At 52.7% G+C, this 23,275-nt stretch carries 21 protein-coding genes, 1 tRNA gene and 1 pseudogene; 11 read left to right on the top strand and 12 right to left on the bottom strand.

The window, feature by feature from the left end:
* Nucleotides 1-28: 28 nt before the first annotated feature.
* The 3 genes from lldD to lldP are packed head-to-tail and all read right to left on the bottom strand — an operon-like array spanning nucleotide 29 to nucleotide 3,619.
* Nucleotides 29-1,168, bottom strand: a complete 1,140-nt coding sequence (lldD, locus tag ACKWMY_RS22030; protein WP_199063405.1) for an FMN-dependent L-lactate dehydrogenase LldD — start codon at nucleotides 1,166-1,168, stop codon at nucleotides 29-31.
* A 16-nt stretch (nucleotides 1,169-1,184) separates the two neighbouring features.
* Entirely contained in the window at nucleotides 1,185-1,967 is a 783-nt protein-coding gene (lldR, locus tag ACKWMY_RS22025; RefSeq protein WP_024528271.1) for a transcriptional regulator LldR, read from the bottom strand.
* Complete coding sequence (gene lldP / locus ACKWMY_RS22020; protein WP_409487034.1) at nucleotides 1,964-3,619, bottom strand: L-lactate permease; 1,656 nt, start codon at nucleotides 3,617-3,619, stop codon at nucleotides 1,964-1,966. Before lldP ends, lldR begins: the two co-directional genes overlap by 4 nt.
* 314 nt (nucleotides 3,620-3,933) lie before the next feature.
* On the opposite strand from lldP, the gene ACKWMY_RS22015 reads away from it, so the two are divergent.
* Together ACKWMY_RS22015 and ACKWMY_RS22010 are read left to right on the top strand one after the other, a co-directional pair.
* Entirely contained in the window at nucleotides 3,934-4,170 is a 237-nt protein-coding gene (locus tag ACKWMY_RS22015) for a type II toxin-antitoxin system CcdA family antitoxin (RefSeq protein ID WP_065684692.1), read from the top strand.
* 2 nt (nucleotides 4,171-4,172) lie between these two features.
* Nucleotides 4,173-4,487 (top strand): CcdB family protein, encoded by a 315-nt coding sequence (locus tag ACKWMY_RS22010; protein WP_261161203.1) that lies wholly within the window; start codon nucleotides 4,173-4,175, stop codon nucleotides 4,485-4,487.
* A 105-nt stretch (nucleotides 4,488-4,592) separates the two neighbouring features.
* On the opposite strand, the gene bacA is transcribed toward ACKWMY_RS22010, so the two are convergent.
* Nucleotides 4,593-5,420, bottom strand: a complete 828-nt coding sequence (gene bacA, locus ACKWMY_RS22005; protein WP_024528269.1) for an undecaprenyl-diphosphate phosphatase — start codon at nucleotides 5,418-5,420, stop codon at nucleotides 4,593-4,595.
* 130 nt (nucleotides 5,421-5,550) lie between these two features.
* Nucleotides 5,551-5,910, bottom strand: a complete 360-nt coding sequence (gene folB / locus ACKWMY_RS22000; RefSeq protein WP_024483059.1) for a bifunctional dihydroneopterin aldolase/7,8-dihydroneopterin epimerase — start codon at nucleotides 5,908-5,910, stop codon at nucleotides 5,551-5,553.
* Nucleotides 5,911-6,017: 107 nt separating this feature from the next.
* On the opposite strand from folB, the gene plsY reads away from it, so the two are divergent.
* The 4 genes and pseudogenes from plsY (at nucleotide 6,018) to ACKWMY_RS21980 (ending at nucleotide 9,921) form a co-directional block, all read left to right on the top strand.
* Entirely contained in the window at nucleotides 6,018-6,656 is a 639-nt protein-coding gene (gene plsY, locus ACKWMY_RS21995; protein ID WP_309046692.1) for a glycerol-3-phosphate 1-O-acyltransferase PlsY, read from the top strand.
* A gap of 240 nt (nucleotides 6,657-6,896) precedes the next feature.
* Nucleotides 6,897-7,073 (top strand): hypothetical protein, encoded by a 177-nt coding sequence (locus ACKWMY_RS21990; RefSeq protein ID WP_178380937.1) that lies wholly within the window; start codon nucleotides 6,897-6,899, stop codon nucleotides 7,071-7,073.
* Between the two features lie 53 nt (nucleotides 7,074-7,126).
* Nucleotides 7,127-7,309, top strand: a pseudogene (locus ACKWMY_RS21985) (fimbria/pilus periplasmic chaperone); the annotation flags it as partial.
* A 77-nt stretch (nucleotides 7,310-7,386) separates the two neighbouring features.
* Nucleotides 7,387-9,921: a fimbria/pilus outer membrane usher protein gene (locus ACKWMY_RS21980; protein ID WP_080673336.1), complete on the top strand. Its 2,535-nt coding sequence runs from the start codon at nucleotides 7,387-7,389 to the stop codon at nucleotides 9,919-9,921.
* Between the two features lie 91 nt (nucleotides 9,922-10,012).
* Here ACKWMY_RS21980 and tsaD read toward each other — a convergent pair whose 3' ends face one another.
* A complete protein-coding gene (gene tsaD, locus ACKWMY_RS21975; RefSeq protein ID WP_021806880.1) occupies nucleotides 10,013-11,026 on the bottom strand; it encodes a tRNA (adenosine(37)-N6)-threonylcarbamoyltransferase complex transferase subunit TsaD in 1,014 nt (337 codons plus the stop codon).
* 324 nt (nucleotides 11,027-11,350) lie between these two features.
* On the opposite strand from tsaD, the gene rpsU reads away from it, so the two are divergent.
* The 3 genes from rpsU to rpoD all read left to right on the top strand — a co-directional run bounded on the left by rpsU (nucleotide 11,351) and on the right by rpoD (nucleotide 15,448).
* The gene (gene rpsU, locus ACKWMY_RS21970) at nucleotides 11,351-11,566 is read left to right on the top strand and encodes a 30S ribosomal protein S21 (protein WP_001144069.1); all 216 of its coding nucleotides are present in this window, start codon (nucleotides 11,351-11,353) and stop codon (nucleotides 11,564-11,566) included.
* A gap of 137 nt (nucleotides 11,567-11,703) precedes the next feature.
* Nucleotides 11,704-13,452, top strand: coding sequence for a DNA primase (gene dnaG / locus ACKWMY_RS21965; protein ID WP_021179484.1), 1,749 nt, complete (start codon nucleotides 11,704-11,706; stop codon nucleotides 13,450-13,452).
* 157 nt (nucleotides 13,453-13,609) lie between these two features.
* Nucleotides 13,610-15,448, top strand: coding sequence for an RNA polymerase sigma factor RpoD (gene rpoD / locus ACKWMY_RS21960; protein WP_024528266.1), 1,839 nt, complete (start codon nucleotides 13,610-13,612; stop codon nucleotides 15,446-15,448).
* A gap of 49 nt (nucleotides 15,449-15,497) precedes the next feature.
* Here rpoD and mug read toward each other — a convergent pair whose 3' ends face one another.
* Nucleotides 15,498-15,986, bottom strand: a complete 489-nt coding sequence (mug, locus tag ACKWMY_RS21955; protein WP_074031204.1) for a G/U mismatch-specific DNA glycosylase — start codon at nucleotides 15,984-15,986, stop codon at nucleotides 15,498-15,500.
* Nucleotides 15,987-16,134: 148 nt separating this feature from the next.
* Here mug and ACKWMY_RS21950 point away from each other — a divergent pair.
* Nucleotides 16,135-16,211 (top strand) — tRNA-Ile (locus ACKWMY_RS21950).
* 233 nt (nucleotides 16,212-16,444) lie between these two features.
* Nucleotides 16,445-16,603 carry a hypothetical protein gene (locus ACKWMY_RS21945; RefSeq protein ID WP_211134490.1) on the top strand — a complete coding sequence of 53 codons (159 nt, stop codon included), beginning with the start codon at nucleotides 16,445-16,447 and terminating at the stop codon, nucleotides 16,601-16,603.
* A gap of 127 nt (nucleotides 16,604-16,730) precedes the next feature.
* Here ACKWMY_RS21945 and ACKWMY_RS21940 read toward each other — a convergent pair whose 3' ends face one another.
* The 5 genes from ACKWMY_RS21940 to ACKWMY_RS21920 are packed head-to-tail and all read right to left on the bottom strand — an operon-like array spanning nucleotide 16,731 to nucleotide 23,268.
* A complete protein-coding gene (locus ACKWMY_RS21940; RefSeq protein ID WP_409487033.1) occupies nucleotides 16,731-17,264 on the bottom strand; it encodes a CDP-archaeol synthase in 534 nt (177 codons plus the stop codon).
* 1 nt (nucleotide 17,265) lies between these two features.
* The gene (locus ACKWMY_RS21935) at nucleotides 17,266-17,889 is read right to left on the bottom strand and encodes a CDP-alcohol phosphatidyltransferase family protein (protein WP_409487032.1); all 624 of its coding nucleotides are present in this window, start codon (nucleotides 17,887-17,889) and stop codon (nucleotides 17,266-17,268) included.
* Nucleotides 17,886-19,475, bottom strand: a complete 1,590-nt coding sequence (locus ACKWMY_RS21930) for an AMP-binding protein (protein WP_248006582.1) — start codon at nucleotides 19,473-19,475, stop codon at nucleotides 17,886-17,888. The genes ACKWMY_RS21935 and ACKWMY_RS21930 overlap by 4 nt, the downstream gene beginning before the upstream one ends.
* On the bottom strand, nucleotides 19,475-20,518 hold the full coding sequence (locus tag ACKWMY_RS21925; RefSeq protein ID WP_409487031.1) for a hypothetical protein: 1,044 nt from the start codon (nucleotides 20,516-20,518) through the stop codon (nucleotides 19,475-19,477). The genes ACKWMY_RS21930 and ACKWMY_RS21925 overlap by 1 nt, the downstream gene beginning before the upstream one ends.
* Nucleotides 20,515-23,268, bottom strand: coding sequence for a phosphoenolpyruvate synthase (locus tag ACKWMY_RS21920; RefSeq protein ID WP_409487030.1), 2,754 nt, complete (start codon nucleotides 23,266-23,268; stop codon nucleotides 20,515-20,517). The genes ACKWMY_RS21925 and ACKWMY_RS21920 overlap by 4 nt, the downstream gene beginning before the upstream one ends.
* Nucleotides 23,269-23,275: the final 7 nt, after the last annotated feature.

Below are 23,275 nucleotides of genomic sequence, written 5' to 3'. Positions count from 1 at the left end.
GTAAAACGGGCGCAGTATGCGCCCCTACCTACCCCTCCAGCACCAACGAATCACGGCTGATTTCGGCAATACTTTTCGCCCCCGTGAGCGTCATCGCTACGCACATCTCTTTTTTGATCAAAGCGAGCAGGTTTTCCACCCCCGCCTGGCCTGAGGTTGCCAAGGCATAAACATAGGCTCGCCCCAACAATACGCTATCCGCCCCGAGCGCAATCATGCGCACCACGTCTAATCCGCTGCGTATCCCACTGTCTGCCAGGATGGTGATATCGCCCTTCACCGCATCGGCAATCATCGGCAGCGCACGAGCAGAAGAGAGCACCCCATCCAGTTGGCGACCACCGTGGTTAGAAACCACAATGCCGTCGGCACCAAAGCGTACGGCATCACGCGCATCGTCGGCGTCGAGAATGCCCTTTATCACCATCGGCCCCTGCCAGAAATCACGGATCCATTCCAAATCACTCCATGAAATCGAAGGGTCAAAGTTGGCCCCCAGCCACCCGATATAATCTGCTAATCCGGTGGGCTTTCCGAGGTAAGCGGAAATATTGCCCAGATCGTGCGGACGCCCATTCAGGCCAACATCCCACGCCCAGGCAGGATGGGTCACGGCTTGCCAATACCGCCGTTGGGCGGCATAGGGGCCACTCATTGCCGAATGCGCATCGCGGTAACGAGCGCCTGGTGTCGGCATATCCACGGTGAATACCAAGGTGGTACAGCCCGCGGCTTTCGCCCGCTCCAAGGCATTACGCATGAATCCACGATCTTTCAACACATACAGCTGAAACCACATGGGCCGCTTGATGGCCGGCGCCACCTCTTCGATTGGGCACACCGATACGGTGGAAAGCGTAAACGGAATGCCTTGTTGTTCTGCGGCCCTTGCAGCCTGCACCTCGCCACGGCGGGCATACATGCCACACAACCCTACCGGGCCAAGGACGACGGGCATCGCCAAAGTTTCGTTAAACAGTTTGGTTTCCAGGCTGAGCGCCGACATGTTCTTAAGAACACGCTGCCTCAATGCGACCTGAGCCAGGTCTTCGACGTTACGCCGCAAAGTGTGTTCGGCATAAGCGCCGCCGTCGATGTAGTGAAACAGAAACGGCGGCAGTTTACGTTGTGCCGCAGCGCGATAATCCGTGGCTGCTGAGATAATCATCAAGCGATCTCCCTTATTACGGTGAATTGTCATCAGGAAGGCGGGTAATCCGCGCCTGCCTGGCCTCGTCCTCATGCAGATTTTTAATGGTGGAATGCACGAATCCCAGGTGAGATTTGGCCGCTTTACCCGCCCGTTCAGGATCGCCTGCCAGGATCGCCAGCAGCAGTTCCTCGTGCTGTTCAGTCAGCCGGGTGAAGATCGTCGGCTGGGTGTACATACGCTGGCGGCTATGCATGACGGAGGAGCGCATCAAATCGAAAAAGCCGCGCATGGTTTGCAGTAACACCACGTTGTGTGAAGCCTCGGCAATTGCCAAATGGAAGCGCACATCCGCCTGAGCGGCAAGTTCAGGATGATCGCTCTCCTGAAGCGCCAACATGGCGTCAAAGCACGCCTGTAGCTTCTCTTTGTCTGCGGCGGTGGCGCGCATTGCCGCGTGCCAGGCGGTGCTTGCCTCAATGGCGTGGCGAGCTTCCAGAATGTCGTAACGATAGTCAGGATCGTCGGCAACCAAGGGTCTCAGCGGCTCCACGATGCATTGCTCTGACCAGGGGGAAAGCTCGTCGCAGACATAGGTTCCGCCGCCACGTCGGCTAATGAGCGTTTTTTCACCAATCAGCTTTTGAATCGCCTCACGTAAAGAGGAACGCGAGACGCCCAACTCGTTAGCCAACTGGCGCTCGGCGGGCAAGCGCATCCCCATTTCCAGTTGGCGTTCGCGGATCATCACCTTGATACGCTCAACCAAACGATCGGCCGAGCGTAGTGGATAAGTGGGTTGAAGATTTACGGTCATGGGATCATCCAGGTTAACCAGTAAGCCTGAAGCGTAGTAATAACCCCCACCATACAGGTGAAAATCAGGCTGTGTTTTACCGTAAAGCGGAACAGATCAGACTCTTTCCCCACCAATCCCACGGCGGCACAGGCAATCGCGATAGACTGTGGTGAGATCATTTTGCCTGTGACTCCGCCGGTGGTGTTAGCCGCAACCAACAGCACATCCGAAACGCCAATTTGCTGGGCTGTGGTGGCCTGTAGAGCGGCGAACAACGCGTTGGACGAAGTGTCTGAGCCGGTCAGGAATACGCCCAACCAGCCAAGGAACGGTGAGAAAAAGGTGAACGCGCTGCCGGTATGCGCCAATGCCAGCGCCAAAGTTGCCGACAGGCCGGAATAGTTGGAAATAAAGGCAAAGGCTAACACCATGCCAATGGAATAGATGGGTAGCATCAACGCCTTTAGCGTTTCAGCAAGTGTGGTGAGCGCATCTTTGGGCTTCATGCGCAGGTAAATCACCGAGGCGATCGCAGCAACCATAATAGCGGTGCCGGTGGCAGAGAACCAGTCAAGTTTGAAAACGGCGGCATAAGGCGTGATGTTTGCCACCACCGGCGGCATTTTGGCGACCAGCTTATCCAGAAAAGGCACCGGAATAGAGAGTACCCAATCGTACAGCGCACCACCTTGAGCGAACAACGCTTTAAACGGCGGGATGCTCCACAAGGTGACCGTAGCAGTCAGGAAAATAAACGGCATCCAGGCGCGAATAATCTGCCCTAAAGCATAGTGTTGCTGCACCAGCGTTTGGTCGACGACGGCACCTTCGGCATTATCAAAGCGGAACAGGCGTTTTGGCTGCCAGACACGGAGAAACAGCGTCAGGCATACCAGTGAAACCAGCGAGGAGATGATGTCTGGCAACTCTGGCCCAAGAAAGTTGGAGCTGAGATACTGCGCCAAGGCAAAGCTTCCCCCCGCCACAACCACCGCAGGCCAGGTTTCTTTAATGCCGCGCCAACCGTCCATAATCGCCATGATCCAGAACAGCACGATAATCGTCAGGAACGGCAATTGCCGCCCGACCATCTGGCCGATTTCAAAGCTGTCCAACCCGGTCACCTGACCCGCGACGATAATCGGGATGCCCATAGCGCCGAAAGCCACCGGAGCGGTGTTGACGATCAGACAAAGCCCGGCGGCATACAACGGATTGAACCCCAGGCCAACCAACAAGGCGGCGGTAATGGCTACCGGTGCGCCAAACCCGGCGGCCCCTTCCAGAAAGGCACCAAAACAGAAGCCGACGATCAGCATCTGTAAACGTTGGTCAGGGGTGATAGAGAGAATGGAAGAGCGAATGATGTCAAACTGCCCGGTCTTCACCGAAATCTGGTAGACAAATACCGCGGCAATAATGATCCAGGCTATCGGCCACAACCCATAAAAAAAACCATAGACCACCGCCGCGATTGCTCGGTCAACCGGCATCCGGTAAAGGGATAACGCCACCAGCAAAGCTATCCCAACGGTTAACGTTGCTGCAATATGCCCCTTGAGCTTCAGTTTAATCAGCGCCAAGAAAAAAAACGCAATAGGCAGCGCCGCGATCGCACTTGATAGCCAAATATTGCCAATAGGATCATAAACTTGTTGCCAGACTTCCATGTAGATAACTCCCGCGATTATTCACTTACTCCTCCGCTTAATGGGTCGTACCAACAGGGCGAAGTCATATAATTGATAACCGATAGTTAACTTACTGTTAAAAACATGCAATGTGTCTGTTTGGTTTTTTGCCGTTTATGTGCCAGAGGTTCACATTTTTCCGGCATTGGTCGGACCAAAAGGGGGGAGAAGGGGGTGCTAAATGAGCAAGATTAAGCAGCACCATTATTTGGGGATCCCTCGCGCTATAGCCTGCTATAATGCGTGCATGATGTCGTGTAGATAACACGTAACCCATCACAGGAGAGCACACCATGACAGTAAAAGTACGCAATACACAAAGCGTCACAATGACTGTAGAACGAGGCCTGCTTAACCGGGCACGTGATGCAGGAATTAACCTTAGTGCCACTTTGACTGCCGCCCTAGATGCCGAACTACGCCATCACGCAGCGAAAAAATGGCAGGAAGAAAACAGAGGGGCTCTTGAGGCGTTAAATCGTTTCCATGATGAACACGGCTGCTTTAGCGATGAGTACAGGACTTTTTAACGATGCAATTCACCGTCTACTACAATCCCGGAAAAAGCGTCGTTTATCCCCTGCTACTTGATGTAACGAGCGATATTATCGGCCAGTTAAACCGTCGCATTGTGATCCCGCTGTTGCCTGTTGAAAAATATCCGGGCAGCACCCGCCCAGACCGGATGAATCCGGTAATCATGCTGACGGACGGCAAAGAATACGCCGTAATGGCTCATGAACTTGCAAGTATTCCTGTTCGTGCTTTGGGTGCTGAGTTCTGCAATGCGGCGCAATACCGCCCGCAGATAAAAGCGGCAATAGATTTTCTCATTGATGGAATTTGAAGCCACTGGTAGCGACCAATCGAATGCGCCAATACAAGTAATATGAAAATAGTGGGCCAAGAGCCCACTATTGGAGAGGAGAAAACGTTCGAGCTGGTGCCAGAATTAATGAATAAACACCATGTAAACCGCCGCCGCGACGATAAAGCGGTAGATGGCGAAAGGCACAAACGAGATACGCTTGATAAGCTGAAGGAAGGTCTTGATCGCGATTAGCGCTACCACAAACGCAGTGGCGAAACCGACGGCAAACATCGGCAGGTCATTGAGCGTCAGGAAGTGCAGGCTCTTGTACAGATCCAGGCCGCTGGCACCGATCATCATCGGCACCGCCAGAATAAAGGAGAACTCCGAGGCCGCAAAACGGCTTACGCCAACCAGCATGCCGCCCGAAATGGTGGAGCCGGAACGGGAAAAGCCAGGCCACAGCGCCAGACACTGGAAGCAACCGATCAAAAAGGCCTGCCGGTAGGTAATATCATCCAGCCCGACCGCGCTTGGTTTTTTCGGTTTCAGCCATTCGGCGGCCAGCAGCAACAGGCCCCCGACCACTAACGCATACATCACGTTTTTCGGTTCAAATAGCGATTTGATCATGTCGTGGAGCAGCAGCCCTAGCGCCACTGCCGGGATCATCGCCAGCAAGATATGGCCTAACTTCAGTTGCCCTGCCGTCTGCCCTTCATGAGGTACCGGTTTGCCACCAAAGTGAATGCCGATCAGGCCAAACAGACGCCGCCAGAACACCACCACCACCGCCAGGATCGAACCCAACTGGATAATGACTTCGAAGGTTTTTGCCTTATCACCGGTAAAACCCAGCAATTCGCCAACGATAATCATGTGCCCAGTCGAGGAAACCGGCAGGAACTCTGTCAACCCTTCGACTACCCCAAGCACGAATGCCACAAACAATGAATGCATGTCCGCCATCAGACCACTACCCCATTTCAAATTTAAGGTACAAGCACAAAAAAGCGGCAATGTTCAATACCTTGCCGCTTAAACAATTCTAGTTACAGACCAGCATATCGGTCTTTAGTTGCATATTGGTGACAACTTGTCAGGCTGGACGCTGGCCGCGCTCGATGATCACCCCTACCCGGCTGGCATGCGCTACCGCACCTGGCTTACTGACCTTAATACGGACCCAGGGAGATTTAAAGCGCCGTAGCAAAATTTCGGATACCTCCTCTGCGACACGCTCCACCAACGCAAAACGATTGGGCTGCACATGTTGGATGACCGCATCGCTGATATCGGCATAGCTCAGACAATCATTCACATCATCGCTGGCGGCCGCCTGGCGGTTGTCCCACGCCATTTCGATATCGAACACCAGCTTTTGCTGAATGGTTTGTTCCCAATCATAAACGCCAATGGTGGTGATCACGGTAAGCTCTTCAATAAATACGATATCCATCACGTCATTCTCAGTTTTTGGCCTTGCCGGATACCACTTCCGACGGAATATGCGTATTATCCATAGATGTTGCGAGTAAAACGACCATTATTAGACGGAACCGCGTTATGAGTGCTACCGCGCTTGGCATGATTATCTTCGCGTATCTGTGTGGCTCAATTTCCAGCGCGATCCTGGTTTGCCGGATCGCCAGGCTACCGGATCCGCGTGAACATGGATCGGGAAACCCAGGAGCGACCAACGTCCTGCGTATCGGTGGCCGCCTGGCGGCGGCTACGGTGCTGGTGTTTGATATTCTAAAAGGGATGCTGCCAGTCTGGTTGGCCTATGCATTCAACGTTCCACCGCTGTATCTGGGCCTGACGGCGATCGCCGCCTGTCTTGGGCATATCTACCCGGTGTTCTTCCACTTCCGTGGGGGCAAAGGCGTGGCGACGGCGTTCGGCGCCATTGCACCGATCGGCTGGGATCTCACCGGCCTGATGACCGGCACCTGGCTGCTGACCGTGCTGCTGAGCGGCTATTCTTCGCTCGGGGCGATCGTCAGCGCGCTGATTGCGCCATTCTACGTCTGGTGGTTCAAACCGCAGTTTACCTTCCCGGTGGCGATGCTTTCCTGCCTGATCCTGATGCGCCATCACGACAATATCCAGCGCCTGTGGCGCGGCCAGGAAGGGAAGATCTGGGGTAAGTTCCGCAAGAAGAAAGACGATGCTGTGGAACAGGAAGAAAAACCGGAAGAGTGATCAAGAAAGGCTGGAAACTTCAGCCTTCTAAAACCCCCAAGCCTCTAAACATATTGTGACCGAGCGTTTCTCCACATTTGAAGGTCTCGCATGGAAAAACACAGGGTCACAAGCCGCGCCTTTGGCTGACGCCCGCGATGACGGATCTCGCTTCCCCTGCGCACTGACGCCCCTAACCAAATCTTGCCATCTCGTTTGCAACGGAAATTTACGGTTTATGATCAAGAGTCAGTCTAGGGTTTGGCACAATCCCTCTCGGTGATCCAGGCAGGTAACCAGAACCAGGTAACCAATACCGCTTACGTTGACATTTCAAGCGGCAGCGCCAATCTGCCATACGCAGTGCGCTACTATGCAGAAGGTGCAACCCCGGATACCGTGGTCAGCAATGTAGTCTATTCTATTCAATATCAGTAATACCTTCCGGGAGGGGCATCCCCCCCTATCCCATATTGGGTTTGGAGTTTTTTATGAAACTTTTTTCTCAAAATATCTGCCAAATTTTTACTCTTACAGCCGCTACCTTATTCAGTGCTCACTCATTGGCTAGTGTCGTAGTAAGCGGCACTCGTGTCATTTACCCATCAGATGCTAAAGAAGTCAGCGTCAACATCAGCAACGTGGGCCCTTCGCCGGTGCTGCTGCAAGCTTGGTGACTTCGGTATCAAGCTCTTGAGGGGGCAAGGTGTCAAAATTTTTGCGGCATATCATCTGGGATCGCATCGCCCTTATGGGGATAGCGACACTCACAATTTTTCTGGTAGGTAGAGCTCAGGCTGAAGACGCTCCTACGCCACAAACACCCCCAGCAAATCTCGAATTCGATTCGTCGTTCCTGAATGTTGATGATGAGGCATCGGTAGATCTCAGCCGTTTTGCCGAGGGTGCCTCTGCTCTGCCGGGCATTTACAAAACCGCACTGTACGTCAATGATCAACTAATCAGTAACACCGATATTGAATTCAAACCACGGGCCGACAAGTCGGTCTACCCCTGTCTGACCAGCGACATCATTAAAAATTTCGCCTTCAACTACGAGAAGCTGCCGCCAGACTTTTTTAGTCGACAGGCCGACAGTGACATGTGCCTGGATCTACAACAAAAACTACCAGAAGCGCAGGTCAATTTCGACAGCAATGAACAACGTCTGGATATCATCATCCCCCAGATTTACATGCTGAATGTCGCCCGGGGTACCGTTAGTCCAGACCTCTGGGACAGTGGGATCCCCGCCTTCCTGCTTGGCTATAACGTCAATGGTTATACCAGCGAGTCGCATGGCGAAAGCTTCAACTCATTGTTTGCCGGCGTAAACGCCGGGTTGAATCTGGGGGCCTGGTATCTGCGCCACAACGGCTCCTATAACCAGATGAGCAACGGGCCAAGCCAATACACCAGTATCAATTCTTACCTGCAGCGTGATATCCCACAATTAAAGGGCCGCATGCTTTTGGGTGAGTCGAATACCACCGGCCAGCTGTTTGATACATTGCCCTTTACCGGTGTGCAACTGGCCACCGACGAACGGATGTTACCGGAGTCTCAGCGCGGTTATGCACCGGAAATTCGAGGGATTGCCCGGACAAACGCGCGAGTGACGGTAACCCAGAATGGCCAGGTATTGTATGAAACGACCGTCACGCCTGGGGAATTCCTGATCAATGACCTGTACCCAACCGGCTATGGTGGCGATCTTGTCGTCACCGTGCGTGAGTCTGATGGTACCGAACAAACCTTCAGCGTACCCTATGCCTCGGTAGCCCAGTTGCTCAGACCGGGATCGTCACGGTATGCGATCACCGCTGGTGAGCTGCGTGGGGAAAACCTGCGTGAGAAGCCTGCACTGCTCCAGACCATCTATCAATATGGGATCAACAACGCCATCACCGGTTATGGCGGCATTCAGGCCAGCCAAGATTATTACGCCTTACAGCTCGGGGCCGCTTTTGGCCTGCCGATTGGAGCTCTGGCCCTTGACGTTACCCAGGCTCAGACACAGCTGAATGACAGTACTAATATGGATGGGTTGCATCGCTCTGGTGGCTCCCTGAGTGGGCAAAGATACCAACTCACTTACAGCAAGCTGATTAGTGAGACCAACAGCAACCTTTCCGTCGTGCTGCATCACTCCTCTTCGCAAGGCTACATGGACTTTTTGACGGCCATGCAAACACGAAATGCCGTAGAGCAAGGGTACGATCCGGATACGATATACCGCATTAAAGATCGCCTGACCCTGACTGCCGGGCAGGGACTGCCGGATAACTGGGGGCAGTTGTATGTCAGCGGGTCGGTGCAAAATTACTGGAACCAGGATGGCAGCGATATGCAGTACCAGGTGGGATACAATAACCGATACAAAAGTCTCTCCTATGGCATCAGTGCCAACCGTAGCCATTCCAGTCTGGGCACAATGCAGACCAACTTCCTGTTGAGTTTCAGCCTGCCTCTGGGACGGGATGACCAAACCCACACACCTCAGTTGCGTATGGACCTGTCTCACGATAGCAGTGGCCGCGATGGCCAACAGGCCACCGTTTCAGGTAGCGCCGGAGCAGAAAACCAGTTCAGCTATGGGCTAACCGCCATGAACGCTAACCAGGGGATGGGCACCAGTGGCTCCGTGAGCGGCAACTACCGTAGCCCAGTCTCAGCATTGAGTGGAACCTACAGTACGGGACGAGGCTACCAGAGCGGATCGGCTGGCATGACTGGTACGCTGATCGGCCATGCAGGGGGGCTGACCTTCACGCCATACACCTCGGATACTTTTGCTTTGGTCGAAGCCAAAGGGGCTGAAGGGGCCAGCGTGTCATCCTATCCGGGAGTGAACATCAACTCTCGAGGTTATGCATTGGTTCCTTACCTGAACCCGTACCAGATGAACGACATCAGCATTGACCCGAAAGGCACTGCGTCCGATGTCGAGCTGAACAATACCAGCCAGAAGGTGGCACCGTATTCCGGTGCAGTGGTGAAACTACAATACGCCACCAAACGGGGTACACCGATCCTGATTAATGCCACCTATCAAGAGGGGCCGGTTCCCTTTGGGGCCGACGTTTTTGATAGCAAAGGCAACAGCGTGGGGTCCGTGGGACAAGGTGGGCAAGTCTATGCCCGTGTCGCGGAAGACAAAGGGCTACTCACGGTCAAATGGGGTGAGAACAACAACATGCAATGCATCATCGGATATATGCTCATGCCTGAGGCAAGAGACGGTACTATGATGTCCATTCAGGTCTTCGACTCGGAATGTCAATAGAGAACCGGTGCCCCCGCTCTTTGGCTACTGTCGGTATAGCGAAAAGGCATAAACCAGCGGTATGCAGGGCCGGGATTCCGGCCCTTGGCTTTTACACCGCAGGCAGCTCTGCCAGCGGCCAACGAGGGCGAACGGTAACGCCCAACTCCGGGTTACCCCCATTTTTCATTCGAACCATCCCGGCATAGGCGATCATGGCCCCATTGTCGGTGCAGAATTCCGGGCGGGCATAGAACACTTCGCCACCGCGTTTTTTCATCAATTCCGCCAGCTTGCTGCGCAATGTGCGGTTGGCACTGACACCACCGGCCATCACCAGGCGTTTAAACCCGGTCTGCTCCAGCGCGCGTTTGCATTTGATCGCCAGCGTATCCACCACCGCATCTTCAAAGGCACGGGCAATGTCGGCACGGGTTTGATCGTCGTTGCCGTTAGAGCGGATAGTATTGGCGGCAAAGGTCTTCAGGCCGGAGAAACTGAAATCCAGCCCTGGGCGGTCAGTCATTGGGCGTGGGAAGGTAAAACGCCCTTCCGTGCCCTGCTGCGCCATTTTCGACAGCATCGGCCCGCCGGGATAATCCAGCCCTAACAGCTTGGCGGTTTTATCGAACGCTTCGCCAGCGGCGTCGTCGACCGACTCCCCCAGCAAGGTATATTCACCAATCCCGGTCACGCTGATCAGTTGGGTATGACCACCAGACACCAGCAGTGCCACAAACGGAAATTCCGGAGGGTTATCTTCCAGCATCGGTGCCAGCAAGTGGCCTTCCATATGATGCACCGGCACCGCAGGCACGCCCCAGGCAAACGCCAACGCGCGGCCAATGGTTGCCCCGACCAACAAGGCCCCCACCAGACCCGGCCCGGCGGTGTACGCCACGCCATCGATATCGCCAGGCTTCAGGTTCGCCTCTTTCAGTGCAGCCTGGATCAGCGGCACGGTCTTGCGCACGTGATCGCGAGAAGCCAGCTCCGGCACCACGCCGCCGTAATCGGCATGCAGTTTCACCTGGCTGTAGAGTTGGTTGGCTAACAAACCGGCTTGATCGTCATACACTGCAATACCGGTTTCATCGCAGGACGTTTCTATACCCAATACGCGCATTACATTTCCCATCATTCACGTGCGGCCGCCAGTTTATCACAATCAACGCCATTTACCGCCAGCCTGCAGCACCCTGGGCGCGATGGTGCGCTATGTCGATGATTCACAAGGTTGCCCGCCGGGTGATTAAAAACGAGCAATTTTTTCTGATTAGTCTATAATCGGCGGCCGATGCATAATTGCGCGAGTTTGCCGGAACGCGGCGTGTTTCAATTTGCTATGGTGCTTTACAAAGCAGCATCCATTGAAGTAAAATTCCGCACCATTTTGAAAAGGCTGGCGCTTGGCCAGCAGCAAACCGAATTCTATTGAGGTGAGAGGCACATGCCGGTAATTAAAGTACGTGAAAACGAGCCATTTGACGTTGCACTGCGTCGTTTCAAGCGTTCCTGCGAAAAAGCGGGTGTTTTAGCTGAAGTTCGTCGTCGTGAGTTCTATGAAAAACCGACTACCGAACGTAAACGCGCTAAAGCTTCTGCAGTAAAACGCCACGCGAAGAAACTGGCTCGCGAAAACGCACGCCGCACTCGTCTGTATTAATCCTTCGGGGGTAACCCCACCGCGTGATTTTTTTCTTTTTCAAGAACACGCAGACCGAGTAGTTGCATACGAAGGCCGTGCTTTCCGAAAGGAATGCGCGGCTTGTTCTCGTTTATAGGCAATCGTAACAGGGGCTTATGGCTGGACGAATTCCGCGTGTATTTATCAATGACTTGCTGGCTCGTACCGACATCGTCGATCTGATCGACGCCCGGGTAAAGCTTAAAAAGCAGGGCAAGAACTATCACGCGTGCTGTCCGTTCCACCACGAAAAAACGCCTTCATTCACCGTTAATGGCGACAAACAGTTTTATCACTGTTTTGGTTGTGGAGCGCACGGTAACGCCGTCGACTTCCTGATGAATTACGACAGACTCGAGTTTGTCGAAACCATCGAGGAACTGGCCACCATGCACGGGCTGGAAGTGCCTTACGAGGCAGGCACCGGACCGACGCCAATCGAACGCCATCAGCGTCAAAGCCTATATCAACTGATGGAACAGCTCAGCGCGTTCTATCAACAGTCACTGCATCAATCCAACGGGACGCAGGCGCGCAACTACCTGCAACAGCGCGGATTGAGTGACGACGTTATCCGCCATTTTGCCATCGGCTTTGCACCTGCCGGTTGGGATAATGCGTTAAAACGTTTCGGACGTGATACCGACAGCCGGGCAGCACTGAACGATGCCGGAATGTTGGTGACTAACGATCAAGGGCGCACTTACGATCGCTTCCGCGAACGGGTGATGTTCCCCATCCGCGACAAACGCGGGCGGGTAATCGCTTTTGGCGGGCGCGTACTGGGCGACGGTATGCCCAAGTACCTGAACTCGCCGGAAACCGAAGTATTCCACAAGGGCCGTCAGTTGTACGGCCTGTATGAAGCACAGCAGAGCCATGCCAACCCGCAACGTTTGCTGGTGGTCGAAGGCTATATGGACGTGGTGGCGTTAGCGCAATATGGCATTGATTATGCCGTTGCCTCACTCGGAACCTCGACAACGGCTGAACATATTCAGCTGCTGTTCCGCGCCACCGATAACGTTGTCTGCTGTTACGACGGCGACAGGGCTGGCCGTGAAGCCGCCTGGCGCGCGTTGGAAACCGCACTGCCCTATCTGAACGACGGGCGTCAGTTACGGTTTATGTTTTTGCCAGACGGCGAAGACCCGGACACCCTGGTCCGTAAAGAAGGCAAAGACGCCTTCGAACAGCGAATGGAGCTGGCGCAGCCGCTTTCCACTTTCCTGTTCGAAACGTTGATGCCGCAGGTCGACCTGAGCAGCCCGGATGGCCGTGCCAAACTGAGTACCTTGGCGCTACCGCTGATCACTCAGGTGCCAGGCGAGACACTGCGTCTCTACCTGCGCCAACAGCTAGGCAGCAAACTGGGCCTGCTGGACGATAGCCAGCTCGACAAGCTGATGCCCAAACAGGCGGAAAATGCGAATACTTATCAGGCGCCCCAGCTAAAACGCACAACCATGCGTATACTGATAGGATTACTGGTGCAAAATCCGCGTTTGGCTACACTTATCCCTTCCCTGGAAGGGCTCGAGCAGACTAAACAGGCGGGTTTACCGCTATTTGTTGAACTGGTGCAGACCTGTTTAGCCCAGCCGGGCCTGACTACCGGCCAGTTGCTGGAGTTGTACCGAGATAACAAATTGAGCCAGCAGCTTGAAACCTTGGCGACATGGAACCATATGATCGTTGAGGAACAAGTTGAGCAACACTTTTTAGATACTCTGACGAATCTCTATGACTCGGTGCTGGAAAAACGTCAGGAAGATTTGATCGCACGTGACAGAACGCATGGCCTGAATGCAGACGAACGCAAGGAACTCTGGTCATTACAACTGGCATTGGCGAAGAAAGACTGAATACCAAACGGCTTAAGTGCCGATAAATGCGAGGGCAGAGCCCTGCAATATGCCGCCACAGTGGGCCGCGGCAACAACAAAAACGCCCCAAATGCTATTGTTGGCGGTTTCGCCGACCGACACCAACCCAAATACTCTGAAGTGTGGATACCGTCTTATGGAGCAAAACCCGCAGTCACAGCTTAAACTTCTTGTCCAACGTGGTAAGGAGCAAGGCTATCTGACCTATGCTGAGGTCAATGACCATCTGCCGGAAGATATCGTCGACTCCGATCAGATCGAAGACATCATCCAGATGATTAACGACATGGGCATCCAGGTGATGGAAGAAGCACCGGACGCCGATGACCTGCTGCTGGCTGAAAACACCAACAGCACAGACGAAGATGCGGAAGAAGCTGCCGCTCAGGTGCTGTCCAGCGTAGAATCTGAAATCGGGCGTACCACTGACCCAGTGCGCATGTACATGCGTGAAATGGGTACCGTTGAGTTGCTGACACGTGAAGGCGAAATCGACATCGCCAAGCGTATCGAAGACGGCATCAACCAGGTGCAGTGCTCGGTTGCTGAGTACCCTGAAGCCATCACCTATCTGCTGGAGCAGTACGATCGTGTCGAGGCTGGCGAAGCACGCCTGTCCGATCTGATCACCGGCTTCGTCGATCCTAACGCGGAAGAAGACATCGCACCTACCGCAACGCACATCGGTTCTGAATTAACCACCGAAGAGCAGGACGACGACGAAAAAGACGAAGACGAAGAAGACGAAGCTGAAGACGACAACAGCATCGACCCTGAACTGGCGCGCCAGAAGTTTACCGATCTGCGCGATCAGTACGAAGCCACTCGTCTGGTTATCAAAAAGAACGGCCGCAGCCACGCCAGCGCAGCAGAAGAGATCCTGAAGCTGTCTGAAGTGTTCAAGCAGTTCCGCCTGGTGCCAAAACAGTTCGACTTCCTGGTCAACAGCATGCGTACCATGATGGATCGCGTTCGTACGCAAGAACGTATCATCATGAAGCTGTGCGTTGAGCAGTGCAAAATGCCGAAGAAAAACTTCGTCACCCTGTTCGCCGGCAACGAAACCAGTGATACCTGGTTCGCAGCGGCACTGGCAATGGGTAAACCCTGGTCAGAGAAGCTGAAAGACGTTAATGAAGATGTTCAGCGCAGCCTGCAAAAACTGCGTCAGATCGAAGAAGAAACCGGCCTGACCATCGAGCAGGTGAAAGACATCAACCGTCGTATGTCAATTGGTGAAGCGAAAGCCCGCCGCGCGAAGAAAGAGATGGTTGAAGCCAACTTGCGTCTGGTTATCTCGATCGCCAAGAAATACACCAACCGTGGCCTGCAGTTCCTGGATCTGATCCAGGAAGGCAACATCGGCTTGATGAAAGCGGTAGACAAGTTTGAATACCGTCGTGGCTACAAGTTCTCAACTTACGCCACCTGGTGGATCCGTCAGGCTATCACCCGCTCTATCGCCGACCAGGCACGTACCATCCGTATTCCGGTGCATATGATTGAGACTATCAACAAGCTCAACCGTATTTCGCGCCAGATGCTGCAAGAGATGGGCCGTGAACCAACGCCGGAAGAGCTGGCCGAGCGTATGCTGATGCCAGAAGACAAAATCCGTAAGGTGCTGAAGATCGCCAAAGAGCCGATCTCCATGGAAACGCCGATTGGTGATGATGAAGATTCACATCTGGGCGATTTCATCGAGGATACCACCCTCGAGCTGCCACTGGATTCTGCTACTTCTGAAAGCCTGCGTTCTGCCACGCACGACGTCCTGGCTGGCCTGACCGCACGTGAAGCGAAGGTGCTGCGTATGCGTTTCGGTATCGATATGAACACTGACCACACGCTGGAAGAAGTGGGCAAACAGTTCGACGTTACCCGTGAGCGTATTCGTCAGATCGAAGCCAAAGCGTTGCGTAAACTGCGCCACCCAAGCCGTTCAGAAGTGCTGCGTAGCTTCCTGGATGACTAAGGTTTAACGACCTCGTAAGAACCCCGGCTCGCCGGGGTTTTTTTATGCCTTATTTCAGCGCGAGGAATAGCTCGCGGTAACTCTCGGTAAGCTGCTCCAGCGTGGCACGGTTCAATCCGCTGGGATTAGGCAATACCCACACCTCGGTTTTACCCAGCATCATTTCCTGTCGCCCCCAGGCTGCATTACGCACGCCAAACGCACTGCTGAACGCCTGTTTCCCCAGGATCGCCAAAGCACGCGGTTGGTAACGCAGTATTTTTTCTTTGAGCACCTCTCCACCACCGCGCAGCTCATCACGTGAAAGTTCGCTGGCGGCCACCGTTGGGCGCGCGACCAGAGCGGTGATCCCGCAGCCATTATCTTGCAGTTGTAGCCACTGTTCCGGGGCCAACTGGCGATCGGTGAAACCCGCCTGATGGATCACCTTCCAGAAGCGGTTACTGCCGTTGGCAAAGGGATAGCCCTGATGGGCAGAGGAAAGGCCAGGATTGATGCCGCAGAACACCACCTGTAGGTTTGGCGCCAAGAGTTCCATGAGTATCACCAGTCCGTTAAAAGGAATTAACAGCGGTTATCGCAAAATCTGCCTGCAATTACAACAGGCTAGAACTGTGCATAAAAACATCATATGGTTTTATGGGTGTAGACCTGTATCCCATGATTACCGTATAATCACGCCGCCTGGCCCCTTAGCTCAGTTGGTTAGAGCAGGCGACTCATAATCGCTTGGTCACTGGTTCAAGTCCAGTAGGGGCCACCAAATTTTAGCTTTAAAATCATATAATTAAGCCACTTCTCACGAGGTGGCTTTTTTGTTGGCGTATCAACCGGTGCCCCCTTTTCGTCCCCCCAGTGAGGCAAAATGGTGAGCGATTTCATTTAATTAATATTCTGCAAACTCAAATCTTATCTGAAACATTACCGACTAATATCTGCCTTGCGAGCTATAACTATCCGAACTAGCATCAGTACTGAAACCATGAGGCTTTCAACATGACAAAAAAAACAGCGCATCGTCACATCACTAAAACTCAAATCTACCGTGCCGTTGCCAGTTCAACCGCTATCGAAACAGGCGTTTCTGTGCAAAAAATTGAGCAGCAACTCAAACAAAATCAGGTTCAGGCTAAAGCTGTAGGCCTCGCTCGTTAATCTGGCAAAATGTCGCTCACCAATTGCATCATAAGGCTGTAGTTGCCAGATACGCTTACCTCCAAACGCGATAAATGCCCATTAAGAATAAATTCCACACACCTGGATAAAAACCATTTACATCAGCCTAAAACCTCGTCTTTTTCAACGCCAGTAAATACAACAGTTGTTTCACCACAAAAGCACTCAACAAGAAAATAACGAAGATCAGCGCGGCTGACATTGCAGGCAACTTAAAATAGAGGGTATAGGCCAGCGTCACGCCAATAGCCGAATCTATCTGATCGCCGAAGATAAAAAAGGCACGGTTGCGAACCGGCAGCTTGCCCGGTGGAATGCCCAACTTTCTTTTCATCCATGAGTTAGGCAACTCCGGCAAAATATAACCCAATCCGGCAAGCAGTCCGGCAAGGCAGCACTCCTCAATCAGTATCGGTAATATTTCCTGTGGTGAATGAAGCTGACCAATGGGGAGCCATAAAAGAGCAAACAGTGCGGTTAACAGAGGAACCAGCAGCAACCCACGCCATGTTTTATTAGCACCAAAGCAGGAAACCGCCAAAGGAACATTCAAAGCCGCAAAGTGGTTATACCTGACAATTATCATATGGGTACAGCCTCCCAATATGACGGGGATCATCAGATACCAGGTATATAACATGTCATACCACATAGAAGCCTCTGAAATGGAGTAAAGCGAAGCTGAAGGCACCAGACAGGGTAATCAATATAATGATGCTCAGATGTTTAAACTTATAAAACGGTCGCCGCCACAGCATGGCTATGCTAAACAACAGCAGCGCAATGCTGAGCAGCAGATAACCTGGCAGCGGTGGTAGCACCAGGCGCAGCAGCAAATAGGTACCAAGGATAAACAAGCTCCAGAATACCGGCATACCGGGGTAAGAAAACCCGCTGTTTCCTTCTATATTACCGACGTCATTAAACACCGAAAGCCGGATAGAACCGCAGGCCATCATCAACAGTAAAAATAGCGACCAGTAACCATCAAAACCTGAAAGGTAGAACACTACTGCGGGTGAAATCAGGTAGATCAACTGATCCATAAAACCATCAAGATAGCGTCCAAAGGCGCGAACCAGCTTATTACGGCGAGCCCAGATGCCATCAAGTGCATCCGCGAGCATGGCGAGAAACAACCAGGCAACCGATAAAAATAATTGTTTGTGCAGGGCGCACCCCATTGCAACGGCACTAAAAAGTAGCCCAACCAGCGTAATACAATCGGCAGAACTTAAACGTACCAGGAAAGGAGACTTATTCATAAAGACGCCCTGTTCAGCCTGCATACCGTTAACGCGTTTTTTGCCAGTAAACTTTTCAGCTTCAGACGGTTAATTTTGCTGTTATGCCGAACGTCAACAGGCATCTCCGATAATTGGTAAACTTGGGTGACGTCTGTAAGCTGGAGCTCTGCCAGAATTGCCGGTAACTCTTGCGGTAGGCTGGTGCATTGCAGGATCAGGGCCGCATTGCCTTGCGGATGAGCGACCAAAGCACAACGTTCTATTTCCTTGAGGTCATTAACCCTTTTTTCAATAATATAAGGATAAATTACCCGGTGTTGATCAATGGCAATGCTGTCATTAACTCTGCCTAATAACCATATTTGCCCACCATTATCGAAGTGCCCCACATCCCCGGTACAGTGCCAAATGCCACCCTGTTTACGCGGAATTTTGTACCGCCGGGTTGCCTGCGGATTATCAATATATTCAGACAATACATGGGGGCCGGCTACCAGGATCTCACCAATATCACCGGGAATGGGTGGCTTTAGCGTCCCCGGTTCTCCGTTAGGCATAATGTCCCGCAGACAGATTTCAGCAACCTTGATCGGCTTGCCAACCAGATAGCCATCATGCTGCGACCAACGATCCGTTAAGGTTTGTATATCGACACAGGCAATCGGCTCTGCTTCCGTTGAGCCATAAATCACCAGTTGCTGCGCCAAAGGAAAAACCTGTAGGCAGCTCTGATAAAGAGCTTTACTGCCCGGAGCACCACCAATAATGATTTGGCGTACCTTAGAAAAGGTCAGCCGCCGTGCCTGAGCATAACGAATGATTCTCTGCATATAGGCGGGCGCACCACTGATGCGCGTGACACCAAAGTGGCCAATTTGTTGAATAACATCAGCAGGATTAACGCAAGCCGGTCTGGCGAAGTCAAAGTAGGGCAGAATGCTCTGTTGCCCCATGCTCAACGTCTGCAAAACAAGCACGGGAAAACTATATAAATCAATATCATGATCTGTTGTAAGCATCAGGCTTTCGAGGGCGCGCTGTTGCTCCATCAGGCTACCATGAGTACGATTTGCCCCTTTGGGGATCCCGGTAGTACCCGAAGTAAAGGTAATCAGCCCGGTAGCATCAGGTGTCAGCGATTGACAGATAAAACCGCCATCCGGCGCATTAACGCTGACCTGTAGTTGCTGCATACCCAGCACCGAATGACCAACCACAAATCGCTTTAACCACCAAAGCTCGGGGAGCAGCGGCCACCACTTGCCAGTTGCTGCTACGGTAATGATGGCCTTGGGCCGACAGTGCCTCAGCGTCGCCCGAAACTGCGCTCTAGTGAGCCCCCTCTCCGGCATAACGGCAACAATCCCTATTCCCAGCATAGCCACCAGCAAAGGATAGAGATACAGGCCTGGGGGGATCATCAACACCAGACGATCGCCACGGGTAAAACCGGACTGGATCAGCTGACGCTGAAAATGTCCTGCCAGATTGATAAAGTCCCGATAGGTCAGAGTGGAATACTCGCCGTTGGATAGCGGAACATGGAGCGCGACCCTGTCGGGATAGCGTTCAGCAGACTGAACAATGAGCTGACAAAGGTTCATCAGAATAGCTCCTTGCCATACAGTGCGTAGTCGTGATGACGCCGATCGGTTCCTCTAAACAGCGATTTGGCCATGAGCAGGCTGGCGTTATCATCACGTATCATCGCCCCACCCGCGCGGGGATAATGCTGGCTAGTATATTGAAGATACTGACCACACAGATGGCCAAGCACACTAGTACGCCGATAACAGGGATCTATCGCTACGGTTTTCCACAAATTGGCCTCTGCTTTACCGTCCCTATAGACCGGAAGCACCATGGACAAACCGGCAATCTCTCCATCCGTGGTTTGAGCCAACATAGAGGAATGGGGGCAAAAGCGCCGGATAAAGTGCTCACCACAACGTTGTTGAAACTCATCCCACTTTAGCGGGGTATAAGCGAAGCCATCACCAAACAGACGATCGGTAAATGCAAACACTCGGCGTTGCTCTCGCATCCATAAAGCCGGAGTCAGAGGACGACTTTCGATATCCATGGGGAGCTTTTTCATCCGCAGGTATCGCTGTGACCAGTTATCCGCCGCCAAACTGGCATCATCGAAAGTTGAGAGATAACGGTGCTTAACGCTGAACCCTAACTGTTCCAGTAAAGTGCCATAGTAAGGCGGATTGTAAGGCTCCCCAGCGAAAGCCCCCTTTTCAAACTGATTCAGGCGAATGCGGTACTGACCAAAAGTGGAAAAATTGATCGGCCCGTACAGCTGAGTAATACCGTACTTTTTTACCCACACCGCCAGAGCGTTGAACAGGTGTTGATTGCAGGACAAGTCGTTAATGCTTTCCCAGAAACCAAAAAACGCCACCTTCTGTCCTTCAACCAAATAGGGGGGGAGAAAACCCGCCAGGCGAGCCTTTCCCGGTATAGTGCCAGTCCACGCCTTACCTTGTTCAAACCATGAGTTTTCCTGGCTGAACTGCTGTTTGAGCGATGCTTGATCTTCTCCCGGCCAGAGAGGATCGTGGCGATAGATTTGCTGCGGGAGAGACAGAAACGCCTCGGTTAGCTGCTGGCTGGACTGCCATTCAGAGACGTTAATCATGGTAGAACCTCCTCCGCGTCTACACATGTGTCCTTTTTAAACGGTTCCAGACGTGTCACCGTACCTGCCCCACCATCCATACGCACATACTCACCGTCGCGTATCAAGCGAGTGATATTGGGAATACCGACAATGGCGGGGATCCCCATCTCCCTTGCCACCACGGCAGAGTGTGACAACGTAGATCCCCGTTCTATCAACAACCCGCCCGCCGTTGGGAACAGCGGCGCCCAACCGGGATCGGTTCGCTCGGTACAAAGGATCTGCCCAGATAGTGACATCTCATCTTCGGGAGATTTGATTAAGCGTACGCTGGCCTCCACGATCCCGGGATAGCAGCCGATACCCTGCAGTTGATTTTCATCTGATGGGAGTGTTTCCACCTGGGAAGGGTTGGCAAAGTCATGCTTCTGAAACAGGGAGCCATGACAACAGATGTGATGGGCCAGTTCTTCCGCTTCATAGCTGGCATATTCCCGTTGGCGGGCTCCAACCAGCGGTTTTAACTGGGTTTGAACGGCGGTTCCTTCATAGCCACTATAGATCTCATCCAGCGTGAGATAAAAGATGTCACGGGCCTGAGAGAGAATGCCTTCCTGAGCATACTGTCGGCCAAGCTGATTAAACAGATCGCGATAAATCCCGAGCAACCTTGTACGGGTAAAGCGCATATTTTCCCGATGACGGATAGCCTGACGAAGCCTGGCCAGATGACGTTTAAACTGCCGTATGCGACGCTTGCCCAGCTCGTACTCCACGATGCTAAAAGCACGCTTTTCCGCTTCGCTGCGTAATCCCCTTTCTCTGGTAGCCAGTGATTCTGGCGTTAAGTCGTCCAGCGTCAGATAGTTTTTCAGGATGGTAAACAGAAAGCGGGGATCATAGCGAAGCGTTAAGGTTTCCAGCTTCATTTCACCCATAGTGCGGTCGCCATATTTATCGATATAGCCAATACACTGCCGGTAGAAATGAGCGTCTTGGGTCTTGAGCTGGTTTAGCAGCATGGTGCCTTGCCCCTGTTCAATAAGTTTACGCAAGGCGGGTTTAGAGCGGACGTACTGGCACATGACCAACAGCTCTTTGGTCGGCTGAGTACTTTCAATACCTTCTTCTCCAGAGAGTAAATCCCCCATCAGGGCAGCAGTTTTTTCAACTCCCGCAGCAGCCAAAGTACGGTATACCCGCCCGTTGTACATCATGACGTAAAAGTCATTGAGGATCGGCGTAGTCCAGCGCCGTAGCAAGTGTGTATCCAGATACCTAAGCAGTTCTGTCAGTTGGTTCGCCGTGAGCGTATGCAGGCGGTCGCGCGGAATGTTTGCCGTGAGGGTCCTGAACTGCTGTAAAAACTGTTCAACGTGGTTATCCATATTGCGAAACGAAGCCAGCAGGCGGACCAAAGCCTTCACCATGCCCGGCAGTTTGGCCGCTTTCTCCCACAGGGTGAACTGCCTGGATTGGACAAAATCCACCTGTTCCGTCAGCCCCATCATCCGTTCCATATCCTGCTTGTTGGTTTTGAATGATGGCAGTATCAGCAGGCAGCGATACCAGTTATTGATATTGTAATAAACCCGCCCTTTAATCAGCCCCAGCATGTTATCTAACATCTCCTGAGACTGGCTAACTTGCTTATCAGAACAGCCAAGAATACGTAGGGTTTGCTCATATACCGTCGCATAGGCGGCTCTGGCAAACGAGAACGTCAACGGCGTGGTTACCCCACAATAGGATTCCTGAATATTGGCGTTGTTAAACACCAGACAGCGGTCAACCGGTTCGGCGACTTTCGGCAGGCGGGTAATCGGACGAGTTTGTAAAATATAGAGCAACTGGTCTTTAATGGTCCACTCAATATCCTGCGGGCAACCGCAGTGGTGGGCAATGCTATTACCTATATCCCGTAACGCATAAATTTGTACATCGGTGAGCGTTTCGGCCCACTGGCTGGCTTGATCAATATTCTGAGTGACCGTACCCCGCTGACGGGTTTTATCAAACACTAACGCAACGCGCTTTGCGACAATACGGCGCTCAATCTCATCCTTGAACAGATGGACACTAAACTCATCCGTATCACATTCACCAGAAACCACCCCTTCACCGACACCCCAGGCTGAGGAGATCAATCCATGCTGGCGGCTCCCTGTCACAGGATTTGCAGTAAACATCACGCCGGAAACCTCACCGTCCACCATTTTCTGAATAATGACGGCACTGCGGATATTATCCACAGGTATTCCCCTGTGCAGCCGATATTGCAGTGCCCGGGTATTAAAAGCAGAAGCCATCACGGCACAAATGCTTGCGCTAATCGCTTCAACCCCCTGCTGGAACAGATAGCTGTCCATCTGCCCGGCAAAAGAGGCATTATCCGCATCTTCACCAATGGCTGACGAACGAACAGAAAAGAAAGTATCGGGATAGTCCGCCAACAGTGCCGACAGGGGTTTTCGTAGACCCGCAGGCAACTGTGCCTGCTGTATCCGTTGTCGCAACGGGGTGGCTAGCTCTTCCAGTGCCTCAAAGGTGATATCCGCTGTGACGGTAGTTAACCGCTGCACCATTTCGGCAGTAACCGGATCCTGAGTGACCAGTTGAGTAAGGATATCGCTTGGCACCACCCACCATTCTGGTACGGGATACTGTTCCAACGATAACCATAAAAGATTGGCGGCTTTTCCGCCCAATTGATCCAGAGTTAATTGTACGGCCTGATGCTGAGAGTATAAGTTTGTCATAGAGTCCATTTGAGCG

It is taken from the genome of Serratia sp. J2, from assembly GCF_046269175.1.
GTDB lineage: Bacteria > Pseudomonadota > Gammaproteobacteria > Enterobacterales > Enterobacteriaceae > Chania > Chania fonticola_C.
The sequence above is the reverse complement of the archived record's forward strand: the minus strand, read 5'-3'. Positions and strand labels throughout refer to the sequence as shown.